Origin of the sequence: Natronorubrum bangense, assembly GCF_004799645.1 — an archaeon.
In the GTDB taxonomy this organism is placed as follows: Archaea; Halobacteriota; Halobacteria; order Halobacteriales; family Natrialbaceae; genus Natronorubrum; species Natronorubrum bangense.
The window spans coordinates 1,063,957-1,086,284 of the sequence record NZ_CP031305.1; the positions used below are offsets into that span (position 1 = coordinate 1,063,957).

A 22,328-nucleotide genomic window follows, 5' to 3' on the forward strand; every position below is an offset into this window, starting at 1 on the left:
CTTCATAGACAAACGTTAAACTAATCCATGTGTGAAGTTGTCACTAATTGGACGCACGAACCGGCCGTATTATTGGTTACTTGACTGTTTCACTGACCAACTGTCCCCGACCACTGTCCAACAGAATGCGCCGATCTCACAGCGTCCACCTACTGTCCAGCGCGACAATGTTGGATGAAATCCAATACCGATAGTACTTCTTAGATTATTGCTGTCTAACGCAATCCATGTGAGATTTCGCATCAAATATATATGCGATGATGGAAATAGTATACTATGGCAGTAGGCCCGTCAATCGAAGACCTTCATTTCGCGATGGAACCATCCGTTGATGAGATTCCAGGACCGAACTCACAGAAACTCCTTGAGCGTCAACAGGAAGTCGACAGTAGCGCCGTTGCGTATCCGAAACGAATTCCAATCGCACTCGAGGAGGCACGCGGGGCAACGGTTCGTGACGTCGACGGCAACACGTTCCTCGACTTCTTCGCCGGGATCGGCGTGCTGAACGTCGGCCACTCGAATCCGTACGTCCTCGAGGGGACACAAGAACAACTCGAGTCGGTTGCGCACACGATCGACTTCCCGACTGAAGCGCGAATCGACCTCATCGATAAGCTTCGAGAGATCGCCCCCGGCGGACTGGCTGGTTCGAGTAACGTCGTCTTCGGCGGCCCGAGCGGGAGCGACGCGATCGAAGGCTCGATCAAACTCGCCAAACACAACACAGGTCGACACGGCCTGCTTGCCTTCGAAGGCTCCTACCACGGCACGACTGCCGGTGCGCTTAGCCTCACTGCGGGCAAAAAGTACAAGAAAGGCTATGCGCCGCTGCTTGCGGACACCGTCCACGTGCCCTACCCCTACCCCGCCCAGGATCCCGACACCGGCGACGCTGGCGCACTCTGTCCGGCCGACGACTGCTGCATGGACGCCGGCTGTGCCCGCGCACTCGACGCCGTCAAACGGAAGTTCGAGGCACCTTACGGCGGCCACGAGACGCCGGCTGGCATCTGGGTCGAACCGATTCAGGGCGAGGGCGGCGTCATCGTCCCGCCGAAGGGCTTCCTGCAGGGGCTTCGTGACATCGCAGACGACAACGACGCGATGTTGATCGTCGACGAGATCCAGACCGGACTGGGCCGAACCGGCGAGTGGTTCGCCACGGACCATTTCGACGTGACGCCGGACGCGATCACGATGGCGAAAGCGCTCGGCGGCACCGGCCTCCCGATCGGGGCGATGCTCTACCACGAGAAGTTCGACACCTGGGGTCCAGGTGGCCACGTCGGCACGTTCCGCGGCAACGCGCCCGCGATGGTCGGCGGCCTCCGTGCGATCGAGTACATCGAATCCCACAACCTGCTCGCACACGCGACGGAACTCGGCAGCTACCTCCGAGATCGGATCAGCGAAGTCGCGGAGACGACCCCGGAGATCGTCGACGTGCGCGGGAAAGGGCTGTTCGTCGGTGTCGAGTTCGAAGACGCCGACGGCAACCCAGACGCCGACATCGTCAAAGCGATCCAGACCCATTGCTACGAGAACGGCGTGCTCGTCTGGAGCGCCGGCCGACACGGGAACGTACTGCGGCTCATCCCGCCGCTCGTGCTCACCCACGAACAGGCCGCGTTCGGCATGGACGTCCTCGGCGAGGCCGTTCGTGCAGTGACCACGGAGGCACACTGATGCTCGACTATCTCGGCCTCGAGGAAGACATCACCGACGAGGAACGACTGATCCGCGATACGGCACGCGAGTTCGTCGACGAACAGGTTCGCCCGGATATCGGCGAGCACTTCGAAAACGGGACGTTCCCAAAAGAGCTGATTCCCGAGATGGGCGAGATGGGCTTTTACGCTCCCAACCTCGAGGGATACGGCTCGCCGAACGTCTCCGAGACGGCCTACGGGCTGTTGATGCAGGAACTCGAGGCCTGTGACTCTGGTCTGCGCTCGATGGCCTCAGTCCAGGGCGCACTCGTCATGTATCCGATCCACGCCTACGGCAGCGAGGAACAGAAAGAAGAGTGGCTCCCGAAACTCGGGGCCGGCGACGCAGTGGGCTGTTTCGGTCTGACAGAGCCCGAACACGGCTCGAACCCGACGGCGATGGAGACGTACGCCGAACGCGACGCCGACGGCTACGTGCTGAACGGCTCGAAGACGTGGATCACGAACTCCCCGATTGCCGACGTCGCGATCGTCTGGGCGCGTGATCGCTCGAGCGACGACACGCCCGTTCGTGGCTTCCTCGTCGAGACCGACCGCGACGGCGTCAGCACGAACAAAATCACCGAAAAGCTCTCGCTTCGCGCCTCGATCACGGGAGAGATCGGGCTCAACGACGTTCACGTCCCCGAGGAGAACGTGCTGCCCGGCGTCTCCGGCATGAAGGGGCCGCTGTCCTGTCTCACGCAGGCACGCTTTGGCATCGCCTGGGGCGCCGTTGGCGCGGCTCGAGACTGTTTCGAGACGGCCCGTCAGTATGCGACGGACCGCGAGCAGTTCGGCGGCCCGATCGGTCGCTTCCAGCTCCAACAGGAGAAACTCGCTGAGATGGCAACCCAGATCTCGCTTGCACAGCTGCTCGTCTATCGCTTGACGGAGCTCAAAGAGCGCAGCGACCTGCGTCCACAGCACGTTTCGATGGCCAAACGAAACAACGTCCGCATGGCCCGCGAGCAGTCGAAAGTCGCCCGGGAGATGCTCGGCGGCAACGGCATCACGACTGATTACTCGCCAATGCGTCACCTGTCGAACATGGAAACGGTCTACACCTACGAAGGCACCCACGACATCCACACGCTAATTCTCGGTGAGGATCTGACCGGGATCGCCGCCTACGAGTAGGTCGCTCCCCGTTTTTCGTTATTCGCCGCTGGACAGCTCGTGAGAGGCGAGCAGCGACTCCTGACTGTAATCGCGCAGCGTGCCGATCCCCGTGTTCGTCTTGATCGTCGAGATGACGAACTTCGAGCTCGTCCGGCGGATCTCGTCGATCGACTCGTAGTCGTCGACGAGCTCTTCGACCATGTCCCGCGAGGTGAGCCGCCCGATGACGACGAAGTCCGTATCACCCATCGTGAAATAGACCTGATTGACACCCTCGATATCGGCGAGCTGTTCGCCGACCCGCTCGTGATACCCCTCGCCGAACTCAGCCCAGATTTCGGAGATGATCGTGATCCCGAGGCCGACCTTTTCGAGGTCGAGTTCGTACAGTTCGTTGGTGATGACACCGTCTTCTTTGAGACTCTGCAGCCGGTAGTGCACTGTTGATTTCGGAATGCCGGTCTGTTCGTGGATGACTTCCGTGTTGTCGGTCTCCTGTTCTGCGATTGCGAAGATGATCTTGATGTCCCGCTCGTCCAGTGTGGCGCTCATCTATGTGTCCGTTTGACGTAGCCCCCCCTATTCCTTTTCGGTGACTGGATGTCATCGGACATCTGTGTCTGCGTTCGACGGGCAAACGAACGGAAGCGATGGATGAAAACGGCTCGAGAACCCAGCGACGGTAATGGATATCCGATTTCTCGGTGGCGCTCGCGAGGTCGGGCGCAGCGCGATTCTCGTCAACGACGCGCTGTTGCTCGATTTCGGGATGCTGACCGCCAACCCGCCCCAGTTTCCCCTCGAGACGCCCGACCCCGAGGCGGTCGTCGTCTCACACGGCCATCTCGACCACGTCGGGACGATTCCGACCCTCCTCTCGGGTGATGAACGGCCGCCGATCCACTGGACCCCGCCAACGGCCGAACTCGCGCGCACGCTCGCTCGAGACACGCTGAAACTGCACGGCGGCTCGTACAACTGTCCGTTTACCGAGCCCGATCTCAAACGCGTCACGCAGGTCTCGGAGACCCACGGTTATCGAGCGCCGTTCGAGGCCGCCGGCCACGAGATCACGTTCTACAACGCTGGCCACATTCCGGGCAGCGCTCACGTGCTCGTCGACGACGGGGAGACGCGGCTGCTCTATACGGGCGATTTCCACATCGACGCTGCCTCGAGCGAGGCAAACAGACACGCCGATCCTGTGGTCGGACAGCGACTGGTCGAAGGGACGACGGCGCGTCCGGACGCCGATATCGTCCTCTGTGAGAGTACGTACTCCGACGTCGACCACGAGCCTCGAGCCACCGTCGAAGAGCGCTTCGTCGAAAGCGTCGAGACGACACTGTGGGATGGTGGCACGGTCGTCGTCCCGGCGTTCGCGATCGGCCGAACACAGGAACTAATGCTCGTCTGTGCGGCCCACGACATCCCGTGTTACGTCGATGGGATGGGGACACAGGTCACCGAGATGTTGCGCCAGTATCCCAGCTACGTCCGCGATGGGGAGGCGTTTCGACGGGCGATCTCACACGCCCGATTCGTCACCGGCCGGGACGGCCAGCGCAAGCGGATCGTCGACCAGAAAGCCGTGATCATCACCACCAGCGGGATGCTCTCGGGCGGGCCGGCGATGACCTACATCCCCGAAATCCGGCGAAATCCGGCGAACAAGATCACCATGACGGGGTATCAGGTTGAGGGGACGCCCGGCCGTGATCTGCTCGAGACCGGCAGCGCCGAGATCGACGGCCGAGTGATGCCCGTCAGCGCGCAGGTCGAGCAGTACGATTTTTCTGCCCACGCGGACCGAGACGGCCTCCTCGAGTTCCTTGCATCCTACCGCGACAGTTCGGTCTTGATCAACCACGGCGATCGCTGTGGGGCGTTCGCCGAGGAGTTGCGAGGCGATGGATTCGACGCGAGTGCACCCGAACTCGGCGACGTCGTCTCCGTGTGATCGTCGGCGGAACGCATCGTGAATGTGTGACGGGAGGCGAACCGCGGGGGAGTCAGCTGGCCTCTCCTCGACGTTCTGCGAGCCGACCACCGACGTACCCGCCGAGAGCGCCGAGGCCGGCACCGACGGTTGCGATGAGCAGTCCCGAAAAGAGTAGTGTGGCTCCGATGACGACCGCGTTTCCGGCCTGCCCGATGGCGAGTAGTCCGGACAGTAGACCGCCAAACACGAACAGGAGAATCAGCAGGAGTGGGAGCATGGGCAAGAGCCCTGCGAGCGCTCCGACGCTGACCGTCCGATCAGACTCGCCCCGCTCGAGGTAGCCTGCAAGTGCGCCGCCAAACGCGGGCGAGACGGGAACGAACGAGAGAACGACAGTGGTCACGGCACCGAGAACGGCAACCGTGCCAAACGAGGTGACGGACTCGCCTGTCCGGGCTCGACGGTGAGCGCGGTGTCTCAGGATGACGTATCCGATCGCGAACAGAACCAGCCCGCCGCCGGTCAGGAGCAGTCCCGGTCCCAGCCACGAGACGACAGCGTCGGCGACCGTCAGCGACTCGGCGTCGGTGAGTTCGGTTGTGCCGACAGTGACCGTGATACTTTCCTCTTCGATCCCCTCCGCGAGAAGCGCTCTGTCGACGAGGAACACGAGCACGCTTCCGCCGACGACCAGGAGCAATCCGCTCAGCGCGATGATGGCCCCGAACAGCCAGTCGACGAACTCCGGGAGCGGACGCCCGTCAACAAGGTGTCCCTCCGCGCTCGTTCCTTCGGTCGATGTACTCCCCATAGCACTGTGTGCTGGCGTGGTTCACCTATGTTAAACCACAGCCTCGACCCACTCTGCAGTGACGAACTTATGACGACATCCTTCACAGAGCGAAAACTCGACGACTTGGCCTGTGGACAGATGGACGTGATAGCGTTCGACTGGGTACGCCGTCGCGCCGCAGTTGGTGCATGTCACGGGTTGTCACTTCCGCCGGATACACCACCTACGGCTACGACCGACATAATTCCCACGTGGGTGCAGTGATGATCGCCACTGGCGGTCACTGCATGTCCGCTCACACGCCGACACGCGATCGGTGTGCTATCCGGTCGTATCGACCCATATAGCAACCTACTCGGTGTGCCAGCACACACTCCGCTGCATGGGTCATGGTACCGGTGGTCACCGACAGGCGTACGCTCTCGTCGTCCTCGCCGCGGGGAGCTACACCTGCCTCATGTTCGTCTGGTTCTCGCTGCCGGCGTTTCTCTCGACGATTATTGCGGATCTCGACCTCTCGAGTACACAGGCTGGTGTGCTTGCCGGAGCCGTGCCGCTGACGTACATCCCGCTTGCGCTGTTTTCCGGGCTCGCCGTCGACCGAGTCGGACCCGGTCGAAGCCTCGCTGCCGGGGTGTTGATATACGGCGTCGCACAGATCGTTCGAAGCACGGCCGGCGACTTTCCGTCGCTGCTTGCCGCGACGCTCCTGCTTGGTGTCGGCGCGACCGCCATTACGTTCGGCCTCCCGAAGTTGGTCGGCGTGTTGTTCCCGCCCGAGGCGACCGGTCGCCCGTCGGCGATCTATCTCATCGGGGCTTCAGCGGGCTCTGCGCTCGTCTTCGCGGTCGGACGCCCGGTGCTGGGGCCGTGGCTCGGCGGCTGGCGACCGCTGTTCTTTTGGAGTGGCGTCGTCGCCGTCGGCTACGGCCTCTGCTGGCTGCTTGTTACGTGGCGCGTCGACATCGACGGCCGAATGGCTGCCACCGACTCGTTTTCCCTCGAGTCGGTCGTCGACGACCTGCGGCTGGTGCTTTCCCACCGTGAGCTCCGGCTGGTCGTCGTCATCGGGACGATGTACCTGCTGTTGCACCACGGCCTGCAAGGGTGGTTGCCGACAGTGCTCGAGTCACGCGGGTTCTCGGCTGCCGTGGCCGGGCAGGCCACGAGCCTGCTGATCGGTGCCTACGTCGTCGGCGTGTTGGTCGTGCCCACACTGGCCGATCGGTTCACTGCTCGGCGACTCGCGCTGATGAGCTGTGGCAGCATCGCGTTTCTCGGCGTTGTCGGGATGATCATGGGTGGAGTAGGCGGGGCCGTTGCTGTCGGAATCGTCTTCGCCGGGTTCGGGATCGGCGGCGTCTCACCGCTCGTCCGGGCGATTCCGCCGGCACTCGAGGGGATCGGGGCGCGGTTGACCGGGACGGCGGTCGGCTTCATTTTCGCCGTCGGCGAGATCGGCGGCTTCTTTGGCCCGATGCTGATCGGCGTCTTTCACGACGTGACGGGGTCGTTCATCCCCGGGCTGGTCATGCTGTCGGCCGGTGCACTCGTCGTTGTGCTCGCCGGGGCTATGCTTCGATACGAGCGCCGGTAAGTGCCCGCAGTCGCCGAGATGTCCCACTCGAGGCTGGCGAACCGACGAGCGGACTAACTAGCCGACGGTGCTGACTCACCGCGAAGCTTTATTGACGTTCTGCTGGTCCGTCGCCTATGCCGACCACTCCCCGCAGCAACCGGCTTCGACAACCCCTCGAGGACGACGCCGTCGCTCTCGGCATCCTCGAGAACACGTACAATCCAACGCTCGTCGAGTTCTACGGCGAGCTCGGGCTGGATTTCGTCTGGATCGACCTCGAGCACGCCGGCCCGAGTCCGTGGGACGGCGACCGACTCGAGGCCCTGCTTCGGGCCGCGGACGTAACCGAGACGGAACTGCTCGTTCGCCTGCCCGAACCCGATCCGGGAATGATCCGAAAAGCGCTCGACGCCGGCGTCCGCTCGCTGTTCGTCTCGCGGATCGAGACGGCCGACGAAGTCCGGCAGGCGCTCGAGGCCTCCCGGTTCGAGTACGACGGCGACCCCGGAAGACGCGGCTTTGCAAGCCCCCGTGCGAGCCGCTGGGGGACGGCCGACGACTACGCCGGCACCGAAGACGACGAAATCGTCCTCGGCGTGACGATCGAGAATCCGACGGCGGTCGACAACATCGACGACATCCTCGCAGTGCCCGAACTGGGCTTCGTCTTCGCCGGTCCGCTCGATCTCGCTGTGTCAACGGGCCATCCTGGGGAGCCGACCCACGAGGACGTCGAGCAACACGTTGACCGGATTCGAGAGGCAGCGCTCGAGGCCGACGTCCCGCTCGGCGGGCTCGGCTTCGGAATGGACGACGTCAACGAGAAGGCCGAAGCGGGCTACCAAATCCTGAATATAGGGAGTACTACCGGTGCCCTGCAGGGGACGGTACAGTCGTGGCTCGACGAGTACGGCAGTGGCTAACAGGCCAGAGCAGGCGTGCGATAGGGCGGCTGGGTCGCATATAGGTCTCAGCGGCTCCCGCTGCCGTCCGACTCTCGCCTCGCCGGCGGCGTCTTCGAGACGAGTTGGCCCCACGTCTCGCGGTTGTCTGCCACCTCCCGGTAAGCCCACTCGCGGACGCGTTCGTACTCCTCGAAGTGACGGCCGAACTCGATGACATCGCGAACGGTGCTGTTGGTGGTCGTCCGACGGAGTGCCTCCTCGATCGACGCCCCACAGGAGTAGACCGCGTCGTCGGTTACGAGATGCGAACACTGCTCGTAGTGAGTCGGCAGCCGCTCGCGAAGCTCGGGTTCCGCCGACAGGTCGCTGAAGCCGACGATACGCAGTTCGCCGTGTCGATCGACGTAGTCCGCCCACCACGTACAGAACCCGCAGTCGTCGTCGTAGACAAGCGTCGGTTCGATCATACGCGAGTGAACGGACTCGAGGCACAAACGCCTGTCCTCAACCTCGAGGCAATGCTCGGAGTGGGGAGGCCGACGTGTCAGCAATCCGCTCGAGCGCTCGGCTCGTGTGGTCACCAGACCGCAACCGTCGTCGGGCGTGACTCATCACGCTGTTTCTGATCCTGTAACTGGATGTGACCCTCTTTATTTGTGCGCGAGAATATTCAGTCGAAATGCCATCTGCAGCTCGTTCAAGCCGCGAGCGTAGCTATTCAGTCGCCAGTCTCGTTGGCGTCGTCGCCAAGCGACAGACGTACAAAAACCTCTGCTATCTGGCTGTGGCGTTTCCACTCGGAATGGTGTACTCGGTGGTGTTTCTCGTCGGCTTCGGGTTCGGAACCATCCTCTCTGCGCTCGGCATCGGCATCCTGCTGTTGCTCGGTACCGTCATCGGCTCGCGACTGCTTGCGCGGTTCGAACGATGGCTCGCAAACGCGTTGCTGTCGGTCACTCTCGAGACGACTGACGACGTTCGGTCCTCGTCGGCCGGACTGCTGGCGACGGTGAGACGATATTTCGACGCTCCCTCGACCTGGCGCGGACTGGGCTTTCTCATGGTGAAGTTCTGGTTCGGGTTCGTCGCGATCGTATTGCTCGTCGTGTTCGTCACCGCGCTCTCGTTTCTCACCGTCCCGTTCCGATATCCACACACGGAAGAGCTGTTCAGGATCAACGACGAGCCGATCACCTGGACGATCGACACGCTCCCGGAAGCAGCCCTCGCAGTGGTGCTCGGTGCTGTTCTCGGACTCGCGTTCTTCCATCTTTCGAACGCCTTTGCGTACGTCGCTGGCCGAATCGCGGTTGCCCTGCTCGATGACTCGAGCGGGGCGGAGGCGGCACCGACCGAGCCGACGGACTGAGCCGGTCCTCGAGCCGAGTCCACTCAAACGGTGGCGTCCGGCCCGATCCAGCAGGCTGCCAGAACATTCTTGATCGTTGTCCCGAATCGAGAGACATGAGCAGCGCGGCACGGCCGCTGTCGGAACCACAGGTGCTGGCCCACACCAAGCGACGGCTCTTTCCGAGTCAGACCGACGACGACTCGCCCGCGTACGTGGTCGCCGACACGCAGTTCTCTCAAGCCGAGTGGCTCCCCGGCCACCCCGTCGATCCGGACGTTCGAGACTGTCTCGCCCCGTTCAATCACGTCCGGATCGGCGGCGGCTACCCGGATCTCGTCGGCGTACGCACGCTCGAGTCCGACCTGCTGGCCGTCGACCGACTCGGTGACGAGCCGCCGCTGATCGCCATCGAGGCGAAAGGGGAGACGAGCGGCGGCGTCGACACCCAACGCGGAATCGTCCAAGCCTACGACCGACTCCACGAGGCGAACGCGGCGTATCTCGCCGCGCCGGCGACCGCGATCTCGGAAACCGACCGCACGCTCGCGCGGGAGTTGAACGTCGGCGTCCTCGGCGTCGCCGAGTCGGGGACGGTCGACATCCTCGAGGTCCCCCGAGTCGTCGGCAATCGGACCTCGAGCGAGGCGACGGCGCTGCGATTTCAGGCTGGTGCACAGGGTGTCACCGACGCCTCGTTCGGCCTGAACCATCCGAAGAACTATCTGGGCTATCCGCTCGCACAGTACGCAGATGGGGACACCGAAACGCTGCTTTCGGCGTACAAGGTCGTTGGTGCGGCCGACGATGCCAGACGCGGCGCTGCGTTCCTTGGATTGATCGAGCCCGGCCCCGCCTCGGAGTTAACGTCACTTGGGCAGGAGGTCGTTCGATTTGCGACGGCACAGTACGGCTCCGTCGAAGCAGCACTCGCCGAGTTCGAAAACTGGTACCGGTCGTCGAAACGGTTCGTCGACGTCGCGCCAGCGTGGGGGCGACTGGCTCGCCGCGTCCTGTTCGAGTATCCGGCGACGGAACTGCTCGTGACGGAACTCCAGACCATGCACGATGACTGGAGCCCGGAACCGTCGCTCGTCGATCTGGTCGTCCACATGCACGAACTCCATCCGACTTTTACCGTCGAACTGTTCGTCCGCGGCGACGAGGCGGTTCGACGACGAGTCCTGACCGAAGACGGCGACCTTCAGCGCTCAGCGCTCGAGGACGGCACCGTCTATCACTCGCCGACGGTCTTCCAGCTGAAGGCGATGCTGTACCACGCTGGGATTCTGACTGCTCGAGGGGCAGAGCCACATCGCCTCGAGCCGACCGAGGACGTCTGGGCGCTTCGGGAAGTCGTGTAAGCCTCAGCGCCCGCGCACGACCGCAAGCGCGACGATTCCGAGCATGGCCGCCGTCGCCGCTGCGCCGAATACCCCGCGAACGCCGAACAGCGGGACCAGCGGGCCGAACAACACCGGGGAGAGAAACTGGCCCGTATAGCCCGCCGACGCGAGATACGAGCTGAACTGCCCCTGCCGACCGGCGGGCGCGAGCGCTTCGATCCAGGCAAAGGCCGATGGGAAGACCAGCCCGAGCCCAAGCCCGAACGCAACCACTGACGGGACGGCCGTCAGCGCCGACCCCGCGACGGTTGCACCCGCGAACGAGACGAGCCAAAGGCCAAGCGCCGCCGCGACGAGCGCGTGGCGACTCGTTCGTTCGATAAGGCGGTCGTAGACTGCCGCCGAGACGCCGCCGGCGAGTCCGTTGGCGGCAAGATAGAGGCTGATCGACAGCGAGGAAGTGATCCCCAGCCCCGCAAGCAGTTGGGGGTAGAAGATGACGATGCTGTAGAGCAAGACGTTCGCCCCGAAGTACAGCAGGTACACCGACAGGAGCCCGGGTCGGCGTCGAAAGACGGCAAGAACCCCGGCAAGGCCGCTTTTCGCGTCCGTTCGGCTGCTGGCTCCGCGGATTCCCGTCTCGGGGATGGTCGCAACCGCGAGGAGCCCGAGCGGGAGCGCGACCAGATAGACGCCGAAGGGTGCCTGCCACGAGAGGGTGCCGAGCGCACCACCGACCAGCGGCCAGATCACCGCGCCGACGCTGTTGGCGCTGCTTCGCAACCCCAGTGCCCGCTCCATCCGCTGGCCCTCGTAGAGTTGGTAGATGAGCACCGTGATCCCGGTGTAGACGAATGCGACGCCAACGCCCAATACCGCTCTCGAGGCAAGCAACGGCCCGAACGAGTCGACGACGAGTCCAGCCCCGCCGCCGGCCGCGTACAACAGCAGACCGAAAATAAACGGACGGCGAGGACCGACGCGATCGATGAGCGCTCCCGCGATCGGACTGACGAGAACGATTAGCGCGCCGTGGGTCGTGATGATGAGGCCGGCGTTTGACTCCGACACCCCGAGGCCCGACTGGATCGCCGGTACGATCGGCCCGAGGATCGCCCCGGCCATCACCGTCAGCGTTGCCGACGCCAGAATCACCCACAGCGTCGTCCGTCTTTCCGGCGCATCCGTCATCGAGTCCTACTCACGAGAGCAGCGCCAACACGGTTGTGGTTTTCACGGTACACGTCACTCGCTGCACCGTCGCTGCGGCGCGACAAGCTCGTCGAACCCGTGGCGGTCACGATGTGTCGGTTCCGTCGTCGCTCGTGGCCCCTCGTGGCCCGCGCGGTCGATTCCATCCAAGAAGCGATCTGTGAGTCGGTCAGCGACACCCGTCGGATCGGTTCCGTTTCGTGCGAGAGAACAAGTCGTGTCGTAGACCAGCAAGCGTCCCAACTGCAGTACGGGAAGCCTTGGCCGGTTATCGCGAGGAGGATGTCACGCCGATGGCTCGGAGTCAGCGATTCCGTGAGTGTTCTCGGCACTGATCGTGACCGGCTCGAGTGAGAGTTCGACGCCACTGTCGACCGGTTCGACGACGACAGTGTGTCCCACATACTCGAACTCGATGGAAGAAAAACTGGCGTCGGGTGTACAGAGCGAGTCGAGGGCTTCGGGATCAATCGCGTTGTAGAGTGGCTCGAGATCGACTGGATCGGTATTGGTTACCGCTGCAACGAGAGAAACGAGCGCCATGCTCGGCCGCTGCTCGTCTACAGCCGTCACTGTCGTCGAGTGATGAGAGTGCATCAATGGTGTTGTCGAGGCCGGGAATAAAGAAAATAACCCAATATTCCGAGGGGGCATCTGCAAACAGAATTACAGTCCAACTGAGTGACAACCGCACCGAACGTGGGCCCAGAACCCAGATTCGGGTTAGAACCACGTCCAACTGTTGGGTTGGTCTTGTATGATCTGTTCACACACTCGTCGTTCTCTGCCGTGTGTGACTGGGGCTTGTTACTCCCGACGCGGGACCTCGTGGCGGCCAAAGCCGTACCGGAGTCGGTTTGCCAGCCGCCGCGAGAAGCGACCGTCGTCGGCTCGAGAGCTGAACCGTTCGCCAAGCGCGGTGTAGATCAACGGCAGCGGCACTTCCTGCTCGAGGCCTTCCTGGACGGTCCAGGTGCCCGTCGAGCCGCCTTCGATGCGGTCCGCGACGTCGCCCAGATCGGTTCCTTCCTCGCGGAACGCCTCCTCACAGAGTTCGAGCAGCCACGAGCGGATCACCGCGCCGTTGTTCCAGACCGAGGCGACGTTCTCGAGGTCTAAGTCGTAGCGCCCCTCGTGGAGCAGTTCGAACCCTTCGCCGTAGGTCTGCATCAGCGCGTACTCGACGCCGTTGTGGACCATCTTCACGTAGTGGCCCGACCCTGCCGGCCCCATCCGCTCGTGGCCGTCGGGGCCGGTCGCGACGGCGTCGAAGACGGGGACGAGTTCGTCGTAGGCCCACTCGGGGCCGCCGACCATCAGCGAGAAGCCCAGATGCGCGCCCGCGGGGCCACCCGAGGTCCCACAGTCGAGATACGCCGCAGGGCAGGACTCGGCTCGCCGAACGGAGTCCTCGAAATAGGAGTTGCCGCCGTCGACGACCACGTCGTCTTCGTCGAGTTGGCCCTCGAGTTCCTCGAGCGTCGCGTCGACGGCCCCGCCTGCCGGGACCATCAGCCAAATGCGTTTGTCGTCGCTGAGTCGGTCAACGAGGTCGGCAACCGAGTCAGCCGGCTCCGCACCCGCGTCGGCAGCCGTCGCGACGGCCTCCGGCTCGAGGTCGAAGGCGACGACGTCGTGGCCCGCCTCGAGGGTGCGGTCGACGACGATCTGTCCCATGCGTCCGAGTCCGATTACGCCTAGTTCCATGGGCGTCACTCTGCGGGGGTGAAAAGTAGTGGTTGTGATTTGTGGCTCACGCTGACTGTGGGAGCGTCAACTCCGTTATAACAGACGAGTCACAGTGGTAGTGGCCAAATCAGGCAGTTCGAGGGCCATGTGTCGAGGCTACTGAAGCGGCTCCTCGAGTCGCGCCCAGCCGATCGCATCGAGAACGACGATTCGGTCGCCAGAGTGGACGTAGACGCCGTTGTACTCGGTTTGGTCGCCGTCGTGGTACGGCAGCGAGCCACGGATGGAGTCGACGACGGACCAGGCACCATCGTGCTCGATGGTGACGTGTTCCCACTCGTCGTGGGCTTTGTTGCGGACGGCGCGGTCGATCGCACGCCGTGCACCGGGGATATCGTGCAGTCGGCGAGAGGCGCCGTCGACGATGGTGGCCTCCGCTGGGACCTCGTCGTGGTCGACGATCCGTGCGCCGAGGTCGGCCTTCGACCGTGAGGTGTGGTCGACCTGCTGGCTCGAGCGAAGCGCGTAGCCGACAACTGCGGCCGCACCGACTGCAAGTGCCGACAGCGCGAGTTCTTTTCCCCTGATCATCATGGGAGTACGTTACAGTAACTGACTAAGTATCTTTCGTAAGAATGTGCGCTTCCAAAATGTCAGTCGGGAGACTGAATCAGGGGTGGTGGCTGGCCTACAGGAGCCGCGCGACGTTCGACGTGATCAGGCCAGCAACGACGAGCAACGCGATGGAGACGACCGCTGCTGCTCGGTACAGTGGTAAGGCATCGCTTGCCGGCTCACGCAGTTTCTTCCCGTTGAGTCCTGCTTCGAATCGCTTCGCACCGACCTCGATGAGCCCAGCCAGCATGGCCCAGAGGACGACCATCACGAGCACGAGTTGTCCGTTGAGCGTATTGAACAGGCCCTCAGGGGAGTATCCCGTGCCCGCGAGATGCCCCCCAGTCACCAGCAAGAGGAACGCGCTCACACGCGAGAGCATCGTGAGCTTCCCCGAGATGACCTCGAGTGGCTTTGTCGTGTTGAACGCGCCATCGCGGGCGAGTGGCAATACGACCGCTGCGACGTAACAGACGCTGCCAGCCCAGAGGGCAGCGAATATCAGATGGATCGTCTGAGCGACGAACGTATCAACCATACCGAGTCCCTTGGAGAGGTGGAGTATCAGCGTTCCGACTCACCGCCGCGGCCGATCACTCGAGCCAGTCGGGAACCCACGCGACCAGCTCCCGGCGGACGAGTGCGTACACGAGCGACACGGCGACGCCGCCGAGGACGACGGCGCTGATCCAGTCATCGAAAACGAGAACCGCGGGGATGGCGAGGACGACCGCGAGCGCGGCGTCTTCGGGCGCGCCGTCGTAGCGAATCCAGCGCCGCGGCCGAATCCACCGCCCGCGAACGTGGTCGTAAACGGCTCGCTCGCTCCGGTCGTTCCACGGGTCCATCTCGGGGCCGCCGCCGATGGCGTCGCTTGCGGCGTGGAGCCAGGCGGCGACAGCGAACGCCGCAAACCCAACGGTGGCACTCGAGGGAACACTGACCGCGATGCCGACCGCTGGGACGACCACCGCGAGCCCACTGAGCGGGAAATGAAGCGTCCGCCGATGGACAGCGACGAGATCGAAATCCGGGGCGAGCCCGCCGAGGATCGCGCCGACTGCAAGCGCTATTGCAAACTCGGGGGCGGCGTAGGCGATCGGGGCAACGACAGCGAGCCCGGCGAAGACGTGTGTGGTCGCCATCATCGTTCGAACGTCCGACGGGAACGACCAAAACAGTACGCGACCCGGTGGTTCGTAGGACTACTCGAGGTTTTCGCCCTGATAACTACCGTCATAGACGTCCTCGTGGTTGGCCTCAGCGAAGACCAGTTGAGCGATTCTGGCGCCGCGTTCGATCTCGATGTCGTGGTGGACCTGTAACAGCCCCTCGCCACGACCCTCGTAGCCCGCGTCCCAGACGGCCGTATTCAGCATACACGAGTTCCGCATCAGCGACGAGCGCGGGTAGACGAAGCCAATGTGACCCTCAGGAATCCGAATCCGCTCATCGTAGCGGGCGACGTAGGCCCCTTCGGGCAGATAGAAGGTATCGGGGTCTTTCTGCTCGAGTTCCTCGAGTGGGCGCGCGATACGGTCGCCGATCTCTTTGCCGTCGCGACCGATACGACCCGGCTCGAGTTGCTCGAAGACGACGTCTAACGTGAGGTCGACGCCGTTTGGCTGTACCTGTTCGACAGCCGTCGGCGAAACGTGGTCGGCAACGAACGCACCGGAACGGAACATACAGTGACAACGCTCCGGGGCAGAGAAAAGGGTATCCGTTCATCACGGCCCGTTCGGGACGTGTACACGGCACAATCCATCACGGTCGAGTCGACGAACGATCAGTTTTCCCGACTCGTCGAGCGGAGTCGCTGCTTCTCGGACAGCCGTCCATGCCGATGGCAATAATTTCTCGAAACACGAAGCCGTTTCCGTTGGGACGCTCGAAACGGCCGCTTCCTCACAGAAACACGCTGGATTTATCAGGACGGACAGCGCATTTCGTAGTGCTATGGGACAGACTCTCACCGAGAAGATTCTCGACGATCACCTCGTCGAGGGCGAACTCGAGACCGGCGAGGAGATCGGGATCGAGATCGACCAGGTACTTACCCAGGACACGACCGGGACGATGGTCTGGCTCCAGTTCGAAGCGATGGGACTGGACGAAGTCCAGACTGAGATCGCCGCCCAGTACTGTGACCACCAGACCTACCAGTTCGACTTCAAGAACACGGACGACCACCGTTTCCTCCGCTCCGCTGCCGGCACATATGGCGCTCATTTCTCTCGCCCCGGCAACGGTATCTGTCACAACGTCCACCGCGAGAACTTCGCAGCCCCCGGGAAGACGCTGCTTGGCTCTGACAGCCACACCCCAACGCCCGGTGGAATCGGCGAACTCGCCATCGGTTCCGGCGGGATCGACGTCACCGTTGCGATGGGTGGCGCACCCTACTACATCGAGATGCCCGAAATCGTCAGCGTCCGTCTCGAGGGCGAACTCCCCGAGTGGGCCACCGCGAAAGACGTCATCTTGGAACTGCTCCGTCGCCTCTCCGTCAAAGGCGGCGTCGGCAAGATCCTCGAGTACACCGGCCCCGGCGTCGAGTCGCTCACCGCCCCCGAGCGGATGACGATCACCAACATGGGAACGGAACTCGGCGCGACGACGTCGATCTTCCCAACCGACGAGCAGACCAAAGACTACCTCGAGCGCGTCAACCGCGGCGAGGAGTACGTCGAGCTCCAGCCCGACGACGACGCCGAGTACGACGACGAGATCGTCGTCGACCTTTCGGATCTCGAGCCGCTGATCGCACAGCCCTCGATGCCGGACAAGGTCGTTCCCGTCAGCGAAGTCGAAGGCGAATCCGTCGAGCAGGTCATCGTTGGCTCCTGTACGAACGGTGGCTACGAGGACATCCTCCCCGTCGCCAAGATGCTCGAGGGCCGCGAGACCTCGATGGAGACCGAGACGATCGTCGCCCCCGGCTCCAAGCAGGCCTCTGAGATGCTCGCCCGTGAGGGCTGGGTCGCGGAGATGATGGCTGCTGGCGTCAACTTCTCGGAAGCCACGTGTGGTGCCTGTATCGGTATTGGCCACGTGCCTGCCTCCGATTCGGTCTCGCTGCGAACCTTCAACCGTAACTTCGAGGGTCGCTCGGGTATCGAAGACGACAACGTCTACCTCTGTTCGCCGGAGGTCGCGGCCGCAGCCGCGCTCAAGGGAGAAATCATCGATCCGCGCAACCTCGCCGACGAGCTTGGAGACCTCGAGGCACCCGGCGTCGAGCTTCCTGACGAGTACGACGGCTCCAAGACGGACCTCATCGCCCCTGACGAGGCCGTCGACGACGAGCTCATCAAAGGTCCGAACATCGGCGACGTCCCGCTGAAAGACCAGCTCGGAACCGACATCTCCGGCGAGGCCCTGCTCAAGATGGAAGACAACATCACGACCGACCACATCATTCCTGCAACGCAGGACATCCTGATGTACCGGTCGAACGTCCCCAAACTGAGCGAGTTCACGCTCTCGCGTGTCGACGACACCTTCGCACAGCGCGCACTCGACGCCGACGGTGGCTTCCTCGTCGCTGGCGAGAACTACGGCCAGGGCTCCTCGCGAGAACACGCCGCGCTTTGTCCGATGTATCTCGGCATCGAGGGCGTCCTCGCACAGAGCTTCGCCCGCATCCACCGTGCGAACCTCTTTAACTTCGGGATCATCCCGCTGACGATCGACGAGGAGACCTACGAGTCGATCGACCAGGGCGACGAGATCGAGATCGTCGACGACGTCTACGAGGCCGTCACGAGCGGGCAAGAAGAGTTCACGGTCCGCGTCGGTGACGAGGAGTACACCGCCACGCTGGACGCCTCCGAGCGCGAGCGCGACATCCTCGCCGCCGGTGGCAAACTCGCCTGGACGAAAGAGCAGGCCGAAGGCGGCAGCGGTGCCGCACCCGCCGACGACTGATCGCGATCCGTTGACCTCCGTTTTTTGCCGTTGATCCTCGAGGAGTGACGACGCGCGCTCCATACTCTCAGCAGTTCACTCGACAGCCACCATCAGGCTCACCGTGGGCGCACGGTTGCGGTCGGCTTCACGGGATGTCTGGAGGGGAGCGACACGCTCTCAGCCGGGACAGCCGGCAACGCTGACTCGAGGATATGGCGCGAGCGCTGAACGAGCACGACCACACGTGGGTAGGCCGTCGAAAGCACCCAGAGCGTGTAAAACTGCGGCCAGAAACGGTGATCAGCTCTCGAAGTAGCGGCTGAGCAGTGCCGCCACCACCATGATGACGACGAGAACCGTCGAGAGCGCGTTGATCGTCGGCGTCAATCCGGTTCGAAGCATGGTGTAGATCTCGACCGGGACGGTACTCGAGGCCGGTGAGATGAGAAACTGCGTCGCGGTGAACTCGCCGAAGGAGACGACGAAGGCGACGAAAAAGCCCGCCAGCAGCGCCGGCGAGATGATCGGCGCGGTGACGTTCAGGAACGTCACCGTCGAGTCAGCACCGAGCACGCGAGAGGCCTGCTCTAGGTCCTCATCGAAGGTTACCAGCTGTGACCGGACGAGCAAGAAGACGTACGGCACCGTCAGGATCGAGTGGCCGACGATCAGCGCCGGGTAGCCACTCGAGACGTCGACCATCCCGAAGTAGCGGATCAGCGCGATCCCGGTGATAACGGGCGAGATGATCATCGGCAGCAGCATGATCGTCGAGAGCTGCTGTTTGTACGGGAACTCGGCGCGAACGAAGCCGACCGCGGCGGCAGTGCCAAAGGCGACGGCCAGCAGCGACGCCGCTGTCGCAACGATGAAACTCGTCACCAGCGCGCCCAAGAGTTGACTGTCGGTCAGTAACTCCGTGTACCACTGGAGGCTGATACCGTCGTAGGGGATCGCCGGGAACGTCTGGCCGGTAAAGGACGTGAGGACGACGATCGCCACCGGCACGAGCAAGAACGCATAGATGAGCAACAGGACGAATAGCAACGTGCCCTGTCGTACCAGGCTGGCCCGACGAATCGAGGAGGTCACGCTCATAGGTTACCGAGCGCCTCCTGAAGGTTGAAGACGGCGTTGAACGCCGCGATGAACGCGACGAGCAAGACGGTGTAGATCACCGCCAGCGCCGATGCCAGCTGAATGTTGTACGCCTCGAGGAACGTGCGCGCGATCTCGTTTGCGATCATCGATTGGTTCGGTCCACCGAGAACTGCAGGCCCGAGGAACGACCCGGTCGCAAGGATGAACACGATAACACCTGCGGCGACGATCCCTGGCATGGATAACGGCAACACGACTTCGCGGATCGTTCGGAACTGCCCGGCGCCGAGCACTCGAGATGCATTGATCGTCTCGTGGTGGATCGCGTTCAGTGAGTTGTAGATCGGCAGTACGGCGAACGGAAGGTACGCGTTAGTCAACCCGAGAACGACGGCTGTCGAGGTAAACAACAGGTCAATCTCGAGGCCGGTGACCTGTGCAAGCGGTCCCGTCGGTGAGAAAAACAACATCAAGCCGAAGTAGCGGATGATGTAGGCGATCCACAGCGGGACGACGACCAGCGTCAACAGGAGTCGAACGCGCTTGCTCGCGAAGACGAGGTAGTACGCGAGCACGTACGCGAACACGAGTGTGAGTACGGTCGTTACGAACCCGTAGATGAACGACCGAACGAACGCACTGACGTAGACGCCGCCGGTCGCCCGGTGGTAGGCCTGGAAGAGGCTGCCGTCGCCGAAATTAAGACTCTCGACGACCAGAAACAGGATCGGGAACACGAAAAAGAGCGTGACCCAGCCGATGCCGATTGCCACGAGGTGGCGATTACTGATGCGCTCGGTGAGCCAACTGGGGACCGGACTCCGGTCAACGACGACGCTCATACCACGACCACCGACTCGGGGTCGAACGTAACCGTCACCGCATCACCGACTGCGATGTCCGGGAACCGAGGCGTGTTCGCCATCGCCGTTTCGCCGCTCTCGAGTGTGACGGTGACCTCGGTCCGATTGCCGAGGTTGGAGACCTTTTCGACGGTGCCGGGGAACGCGTTGTCGGCGGTCGCTGCTGCGGTCGGTGCCGCCGACCCCGTTTGTGAGACGGTTGTGCCACCGTCCGCGGTCGCCGAAACGGGTTCGACGTCGACGTCTTCGGGGCGAACGAACAGACTGACGTCCTCGCCGTCGTCGTGGTCGCCGGTGACGGTGACGCGAGTTGCGTCGGTCTCGACGGTCGGCTGCTCGTCGACGGTCGTGACAGTCCCACCAAACGTAGTGGATTTCCCGACGAATGTGGCGACGAACTCGTTGGCCGGCTCCTCGTAGATCGTTTCGGGATGGGCTGCCTGCTGTTTCTGCCCGTCGTCGAGGACGACCACCTTGTCAGACATCGAGAGCGCGTCCTCCTGATCGTGTGTGACGTACAGCGATGTGACGCCGAGTTCGCGCTGCAGTGTCATCAGCCACTCGCGCATCTCCTCGCGAAGGACGCGGTCCAGTCCCGTCAACGGCTCGTCCAGCAACAGGATGTCGGGTTCGTATGCGAGCGCTCGAGCGAGCGAGACGCGTTGTTGCTGTCCACCCGAGAGTTCGTCCGGGCGATGATCGCCGTGGTCGGGAAGATCGACGAGTTCCAAGAACTCTTGGACCTGCGCATCGCGTTCCTCGGCATCGTAGCCGTGCATTCGGAGGCCGTAGGCGATGTTCTCTCGGACCGTCATGTGGGGGAACAGTGCCGTACTCTGGAACGCCATTCCGATATTGCGGTCCTCAGGTGCCAGGTCGGTGACGTCCTCGCCGCGGAGTTTGACCTGGCCGTCGGTTGGCTCACGGAGTCCGGCGATCATATGCAACAGCGTCGTCTTCCCACAGCCAGACGGTCCGAGCAGTGTGACGAAGTCGCCTTCGTCGATTCGGAAACTGACGTCGTCGACGGCGAGCAGCTCTCCGTAGTACTTCGTGAGTCCGGTGACTTCGAGCATCGTTAGTTATGTCTGTTTGACTTCCTGGAACTGTTCGGACCACTCGTCTTGCAGCGGCAGGATCTTCGACCAGTCGCGGAAGGCGAGATCCTCGACGGGCGCGTAGTCCGGGAGGTCAGTCATCTCCTCGGGTGGATCCTCGATCTGTACCGTGTAGTTCATTGCATCCGACATGTCGATCAGATTCTCTCGCTCGTAGGTGAAGTCCAGCAGCTCGTGAACGGTCTCTCGGTTCTCAGTGCCGTCGACAACCGCGAGCGTGTCGGTCCAGGCCATCGCTCCCTCCTCGGGCATGACGTACTCGATGTGGTCATAGCCGTCCTCCTGGAGTGCGAGGACGCGGCCACCCCACGCCTCACAGACTGTCGCGTTCTCCTGGCGCAAGTACTGGATCGACGTCGCGCCGTCGGACCAGTAGCTAAAGCAGTTCTCGTTCTGTTCTTCGGCCTCGTCGATCACGTCCTCGAATAGGTCCTCGTCGTCAGCGGCGTCGTTGATGTCGGCGTCGATCGCAACCGCGCAGTTCGAAAACCGGTCGACTGCCCGGTCGAGCAAGGCGAGTTCGCCGTCGAACTCGTCGTCTTTGATGTCGTCCCACGAGGTGAGCTCGCGGTCGACGAGCTCGGTGTTGTACGCGTAGCCCGTCGCACCGTTCTCTCGGATCAGCCCGATCGTGTCGCCGTCCTCGACGAGGAACGTCAGGTCCTGGGCCCCATCGCGGATGTTGTCGGTGTAGTTCGGGACGTCGTCGACGTCGATCGGCTCGAGGATGGGCTCGTCCTCGGCCGCTGCCTGCGCCATCCCCGTGTCGTTGAGCGCGACGATGTCGAACTCGCCGGGGTTTTGCTGGATCATCGAAATCATCTCCGTGGTCCCACCGGCCGACGTCCCCTCGATTTCGTACTCCGAGTCGTCGGCCCAGCGTTCGAAGATCTCCATCTGAGACTCCTGCGTGTTGCCACCGAACCCGAGGAATCGGAGTGTACTCGAGCTGCCTCCGAGACAGCCCGCAACACCCGCGAGTGATCCTGCACCGATCGTCGCCAGCGCCTTCCGCCTTGTTACCATGTTACGGTCAGTCATGGGTCTGACAACTGGTATGATAAGGAGCTA

Annotated in this window: 22 protein-coding genes; 8 read left to right on the forward strand and 14 right to left on the reverse strand. The window is 63.0% G+C overall.

From position 1 onward, the window contains the following. Nucleotides 1–276: 276 nt before the first annotated feature. Complete coding sequence (locus tag DV706_RS05290; protein WP_049889788.1) at nt 277–1,689, forward strand: aspartate aminotransferase family protein; 1,413 nt, start codon at nt 277–279, stop codon at nt 1,687–1,689. After that, a complete protein-coding gene (locus tag DV706_RS05295; protein WP_006066161.1) occupies nt 1,689–2,852 on the forward strand; it encodes an acyl-CoA dehydrogenase family protein in 1,164 nt (387 codons plus the stop codon). Before DV706_RS05290 ends, DV706_RS05295 begins: the two co-directional genes overlap by 1 nt. 18 nt (nt 2,853–2,870) lie before the next feature. On the opposite strand, the gene DV706_RS05300 is transcribed toward DV706_RS05295, so the two are convergent. Beyond that, complete coding sequence (locus tag DV706_RS05300) at nt 2,871–3,386, reverse strand: Lrp/AsnC family transcriptional regulator (protein WP_006066160.1); 516 nt, start codon at nt 3,384–3,386, stop codon at nt 2,871–2,873. A gap of 133 nt (nt 3,387–3,519) precedes the next feature. Between DV706_RS05300 and DV706_RS05305 the strand changes: the two genes are divergently transcribed. Then, nucleotides 3,520–4,794, forward strand: a complete 1,275-nt coding sequence (locus tag DV706_RS05305) for an MBL fold metallo-hydrolase (protein WP_006066159.1) — start codon at nt 3,520–3,522, stop codon at nt 4,792–4,794. A gap of 52 nt (nt 4,795–4,846) precedes the next feature. On the opposite strand, the gene DV706_RS05310 is transcribed toward DV706_RS05305, so the two are convergent. Further along, nucleotides 4,847–5,587: a DUF5518 domain-containing protein gene (locus DV706_RS05310; RefSeq protein ID WP_006066158.1), complete on the reverse strand. Its 741-nt coding sequence runs from the start codon at nt 5,585–5,587 to the stop codon at nt 4,847–4,849. 364 nt (nt 5,588–5,951) lie between these two features. On the opposite strand from DV706_RS05310, the gene DV706_RS05315 reads away from it, so the two are divergent. Both DV706_RS05315 and DV706_RS05320 read left to right on the forward strand, forming a co-directional pair. Further along, nucleotides 5,952–7,166 carry an MFS transporter gene (locus DV706_RS05315; RefSeq protein ID WP_006066156.1) on the forward strand — a complete coding sequence of 405 codons (1,215 nt, stop codon included), beginning with the start codon at nt 5,952–5,954 and terminating at the stop codon, nt 7,164–7,166. Between the two features lie 116 nt (nt 7,167–7,282). After that, complete coding sequence (locus tag DV706_RS05320) at nt 7,283–8,071, forward strand: HpcH/HpaI aldolase family protein (protein WP_006066155.1); 789 nt, start codon at nt 7,283–7,285, stop codon at nt 8,069–8,071. Nucleotides 8,072–8,118: 47 nt separating this feature from the next. On the opposite strand, the gene DV706_RS05325 is transcribed toward DV706_RS05320, so the two are convergent. Then, nucleotides 8,119–8,520, reverse strand: coding sequence for a DCC1-like thiol-disulfide oxidoreductase family protein (locus DV706_RS05325; RefSeq protein ID WP_006066154.1), 402 nt, complete (start codon nt 8,518–8,520; stop codon nt 8,119–8,121). Between the two features lie 212 nt (nt 8,521–8,732). On the opposite strand from DV706_RS05325, the gene DV706_RS05330 reads away from it, so the two are divergent. Further along, nucleotides 8,733–9,422, forward strand: coding sequence for a sensor domain-containing protein (locus tag DV706_RS05330; RefSeq protein ID WP_006066153.1), 690 nt, complete (start codon nt 8,733–8,735; stop codon nt 9,420–9,422). 95 nt (nt 9,423–9,517) lie between these two features. After that, complete coding sequence (locus DV706_RS05335) at nt 9,518–10,765, forward strand: hypothetical protein (protein WP_006066152.1); 1,248 nt, start codon at nt 9,518–9,520, stop codon at nt 10,763–10,765. Between the two features lie 3 nt (nt 10,766–10,768). Here the strand turns inward: DV706_RS05335 and DV706_RS05340 are convergent, their stop codons facing one another. From DV706_RS05340 to DV706_RS05370, 7 genes are all read right to left on the reverse strand, one after another. Further along, entirely contained in the window at nt 10,769–11,938 is a 1,170-nt protein-coding gene (locus tag DV706_RS05340; RefSeq protein ID WP_006066151.1) for an MFS transporter, read from the reverse strand. 306 nt (nt 11,939–12,244) lie between these two features. Next, nucleotides 12,245–12,556 (reverse strand): HalOD1 output domain-containing protein, encoded by a 312-nt coding sequence (locus DV706_RS05345; protein WP_161569790.1) that lies wholly within the window; start codon nt 12,554–12,556, stop codon nt 12,245–12,247. A gap of 210 nt (nt 12,557–12,766) precedes the next feature. Next, nucleotides 12,767–13,666: a phosphogluconate dehydrogenase (NAD(+)-dependent, decarboxylating) gene (gene gnd / locus DV706_RS05350; protein WP_006066148.1), complete on the reverse strand. Its 900-nt coding sequence runs from the start codon at nt 13,664–13,666 to the stop codon at nt 12,767–12,769. Nucleotides 13,667–13,804: 138 nt separating this feature from the next. Beyond that, the gene (locus tag DV706_RS05355) at nt 13,805–14,242 is read right to left on the reverse strand and encodes a hypothetical protein (RefSeq protein WP_006066147.1); all 438 of its coding nucleotides are present in this window, start codon (nt 14,240–14,242) and stop codon (nt 13,805–13,807) included. A gap of 94 nt (nt 14,243–14,336) precedes the next feature. Further along, on the reverse strand, nt 14,337–14,801 hold the full coding sequence (locus DV706_RS05360) for a hypothetical protein (RefSeq protein ID WP_006066146.1): 465 nt from the start codon (nt 14,799–14,801) through the stop codon (nt 14,337–14,339). 55 nt (nt 14,802–14,856) lie between these two features. Next, complete coding sequence (locus DV706_RS05365) at nt 14,857–15,411, reverse strand: hypothetical protein (RefSeq protein ID WP_006066145.1); 555 nt, start codon at nt 15,409–15,411, stop codon at nt 14,857–14,859. A gap of 57 nt (nt 15,412–15,468) precedes the next feature. After that, nucleotides 15,469–15,951: a deoxyuridine 5'-triphosphate nucleotidohydrolase gene (locus DV706_RS05370; protein ID WP_006066144.1), complete on the reverse strand. Its 483-nt coding sequence runs from the start codon at nt 15,949–15,951 to the stop codon at nt 15,469–15,471. Nucleotides 15,952–16,222: 271 nt separating this feature from the next. Between DV706_RS05370 and DV706_RS05375 the strand changes: the two genes are divergently transcribed. Continuing rightward, complete coding sequence (locus DV706_RS05375) at nt 16,223–18,193, forward strand: aconitate hydratase (RefSeq protein WP_006066143.1); 1,971 nt, start codon at nt 16,223–16,225, stop codon at nt 18,191–18,193. Between the two features lie 282 nt (nt 18,194–18,475). Here the strand turns inward: DV706_RS05375 and DV706_RS05380 are convergent, their stop codons facing one another. The 4 genes from DV706_RS05380 to DV706_RS05395 are packed head-to-tail and all read right to left on the reverse strand — an operon-like array spanning nt 18,476 to nt 22,298. Further along, the gene (locus tag DV706_RS05380; RefSeq protein WP_006066142.1) at nt 18,476–19,273 is read right to left on the reverse strand and encodes an ABC transporter permease; all 798 of its coding nucleotides are present in this window, start codon (nt 19,271–19,273) and stop codon (nt 18,476–18,478) included. Next, a complete protein-coding gene (locus DV706_RS05385; RefSeq protein WP_006066141.1) occupies nt 19,270–20,118 on the reverse strand; it encodes an ABC transporter permease in 849 nt (282 codons plus the stop codon). Before DV706_RS05385 ends, DV706_RS05380 begins: the two co-directional genes overlap by 4 nt. Then, nucleotides 20,115–21,215, reverse strand: a complete 1,101-nt coding sequence (locus DV706_RS05390; protein ID WP_006066140.1) for an ABC transporter ATP-binding protein — start codon at nt 21,213–21,215, stop codon at nt 20,115–20,117. The genes DV706_RS05385 and DV706_RS05390 overlap by 4 nt, the downstream gene beginning before the upstream one ends. A 6-nt stretch (nt 21,216–21,221) precedes the next feature. Further along, nucleotides 21,222–22,298: an ABC transporter substrate-binding protein gene (locus DV706_RS05395; protein WP_136350812.1), complete on the reverse strand. Its 1,077-nt coding sequence runs from the start codon at nt 22,296–22,298 to the stop codon at nt 21,222–21,224. Between the last annotated feature and the right edge of the window lie 30 nt (nt 22,299–22,328).

Bases quoted from the DNA above. Each gene is read 5' to 3' on its own strand.
- DV706_RS05300 (WP_006066160.1), bottom strand. From the start codon at position 3,386: ATGAGCGCCACACTGGACGAGCGGGACATCAAGATCATCTTCGCAATC.
- DV706_RS05340 (WP_006066151.1), bottom strand. From the start codon at position 11,938: ATGACGGATGCGCCGGAAAGACGGACGACGCTGTGGGTGATTCTGGCG.
- DV706_RS05365 (WP_006066145.1), bottom strand. From the start codon at position 15,411: ATGATGGCGACCACACACGTCTTCGCCGGGCTCGCTGTCGTTGCCCCG.
- DV706_RS05330 (WP_006066153.1), top strand. From the start codon at position 8,733: ATGCCATCTGCAGCTCGTTCAAGCCGCGAGCGTAGCTATTCAGTCGCC.
- DV706_RS05360 (WP_006066146.1), bottom strand. From the start codon at position 14,801: ATGGTTGATACGTTCGTCGCTCAGACGATCCATCTGATATTCGCTGCC.
- DV706_RS05290 (WP_049889788.1), top strand. From the start codon at position 277: ATGGCAGTAGGCCCGTCAATCGAAGACCTTCATTTCGCGATGGAACCA.
- DV706_RS05385 (WP_006066141.1), bottom strand. From the start codon at position 20,118: ATGAGCGTCGTCGTTGACCGGAGTCCGGTCCCCAGTTGGCTCACCGAG.
- DV706_RS05315 (WP_006066156.1), top strand. From the start codon at position 5,952: ATGGGTCATGGTACCGGTGGTCACCGACAGGCGTACGCTCTCGTCGTC.
- DV706_RS05325 (WP_006066154.1), bottom strand. From the start codon at position 8,520: ATGATCGAACCGACGCTTGTCTACGACGACGACTGCGGGTTCTGTACG.
- DV706_RS05390 (WP_006066140.1), bottom strand. From the start codon at position 21,215: ATGCTCGAAGTCACCGGACTCACGAAGTACTACGGAGAGCTGCTCGCC.
- DV706_RS05345 (WP_161569790.1), bottom strand. From the start codon at position 12,556: ATGCACTCTCATCACTCGACGACAGTGACGGCTGTAGACGAGCAGCGG.
- DV706_RS05295 (WP_006066161.1), top strand. From the start codon at position 1,689: ATGCTCGACTATCTCGGCCTCGAGGAAGACATCACCGACGAGGAACGA.
- DV706_RS05380 (WP_006066142.1), bottom strand. From the start codon at position 19,273: ATGAGCGTGACCTCCTCGATTCGTCGGGCCAGCCTGGTACGACAGGGC.
- DV706_RS05320 (WP_006066155.1), top strand. From the start codon at position 7,283: ATGCCGACCACTCCCCGCAGCAACCGGCTTCGACAACCCCTCGAGGAC.
- DV706_RS05310 (WP_006066158.1), bottom strand. From the start codon at position 5,587: ATGGGGAGTACATCGACCGAAGGAACGAGCGCGGAGGGACACCTTGTT.
- DV706_RS05335 (WP_006066152.1), top strand. From the start codon at position 9,518: ATGAGCAGCGCGGCACGGCCGCTGTCGGAACCACAGGTGCTGGCCCAC.
- DV706_RS05395 (WP_136350812.1), bottom strand. From the start codon at position 22,298: ATGACTGACCGTAACATGGTAACAAGGCGGAAGGCGCTGGCGACGATC.
- DV706_RS05375 (WP_006066143.1), top strand. From the start codon at position 16,223: ATGGGACAGACTCTCACCGAGAAGATTCTCGACGATCACCTCGTCGAG.
- DV706_RS05370 (WP_006066144.1), bottom strand. From the start codon at position 15,951: ATGTTCCGTTCCGGTGCGTTCGTTGCCGACCACGTTTCGCCGACGGCT.
- DV706_RS05305 (WP_006066159.1), top strand. From the start codon at position 3,520: ATGGATATCCGATTTCTCGGTGGCGCTCGCGAGGTCGGGCGCAGCGCG.
- DV706_RS05355 (WP_006066147.1), bottom strand. From the start codon at position 14,242: ATGATGATCAGGGGAAAAGAACTCGCGCTGTCGGCACTTGCAGTCGGT.
- gnd (WP_006066148.1), bottom strand. From the start codon at position 13,666: ATGGAACTAGGCGTAATCGGACTCGGACGCATGGGACAGATCGTCGTC.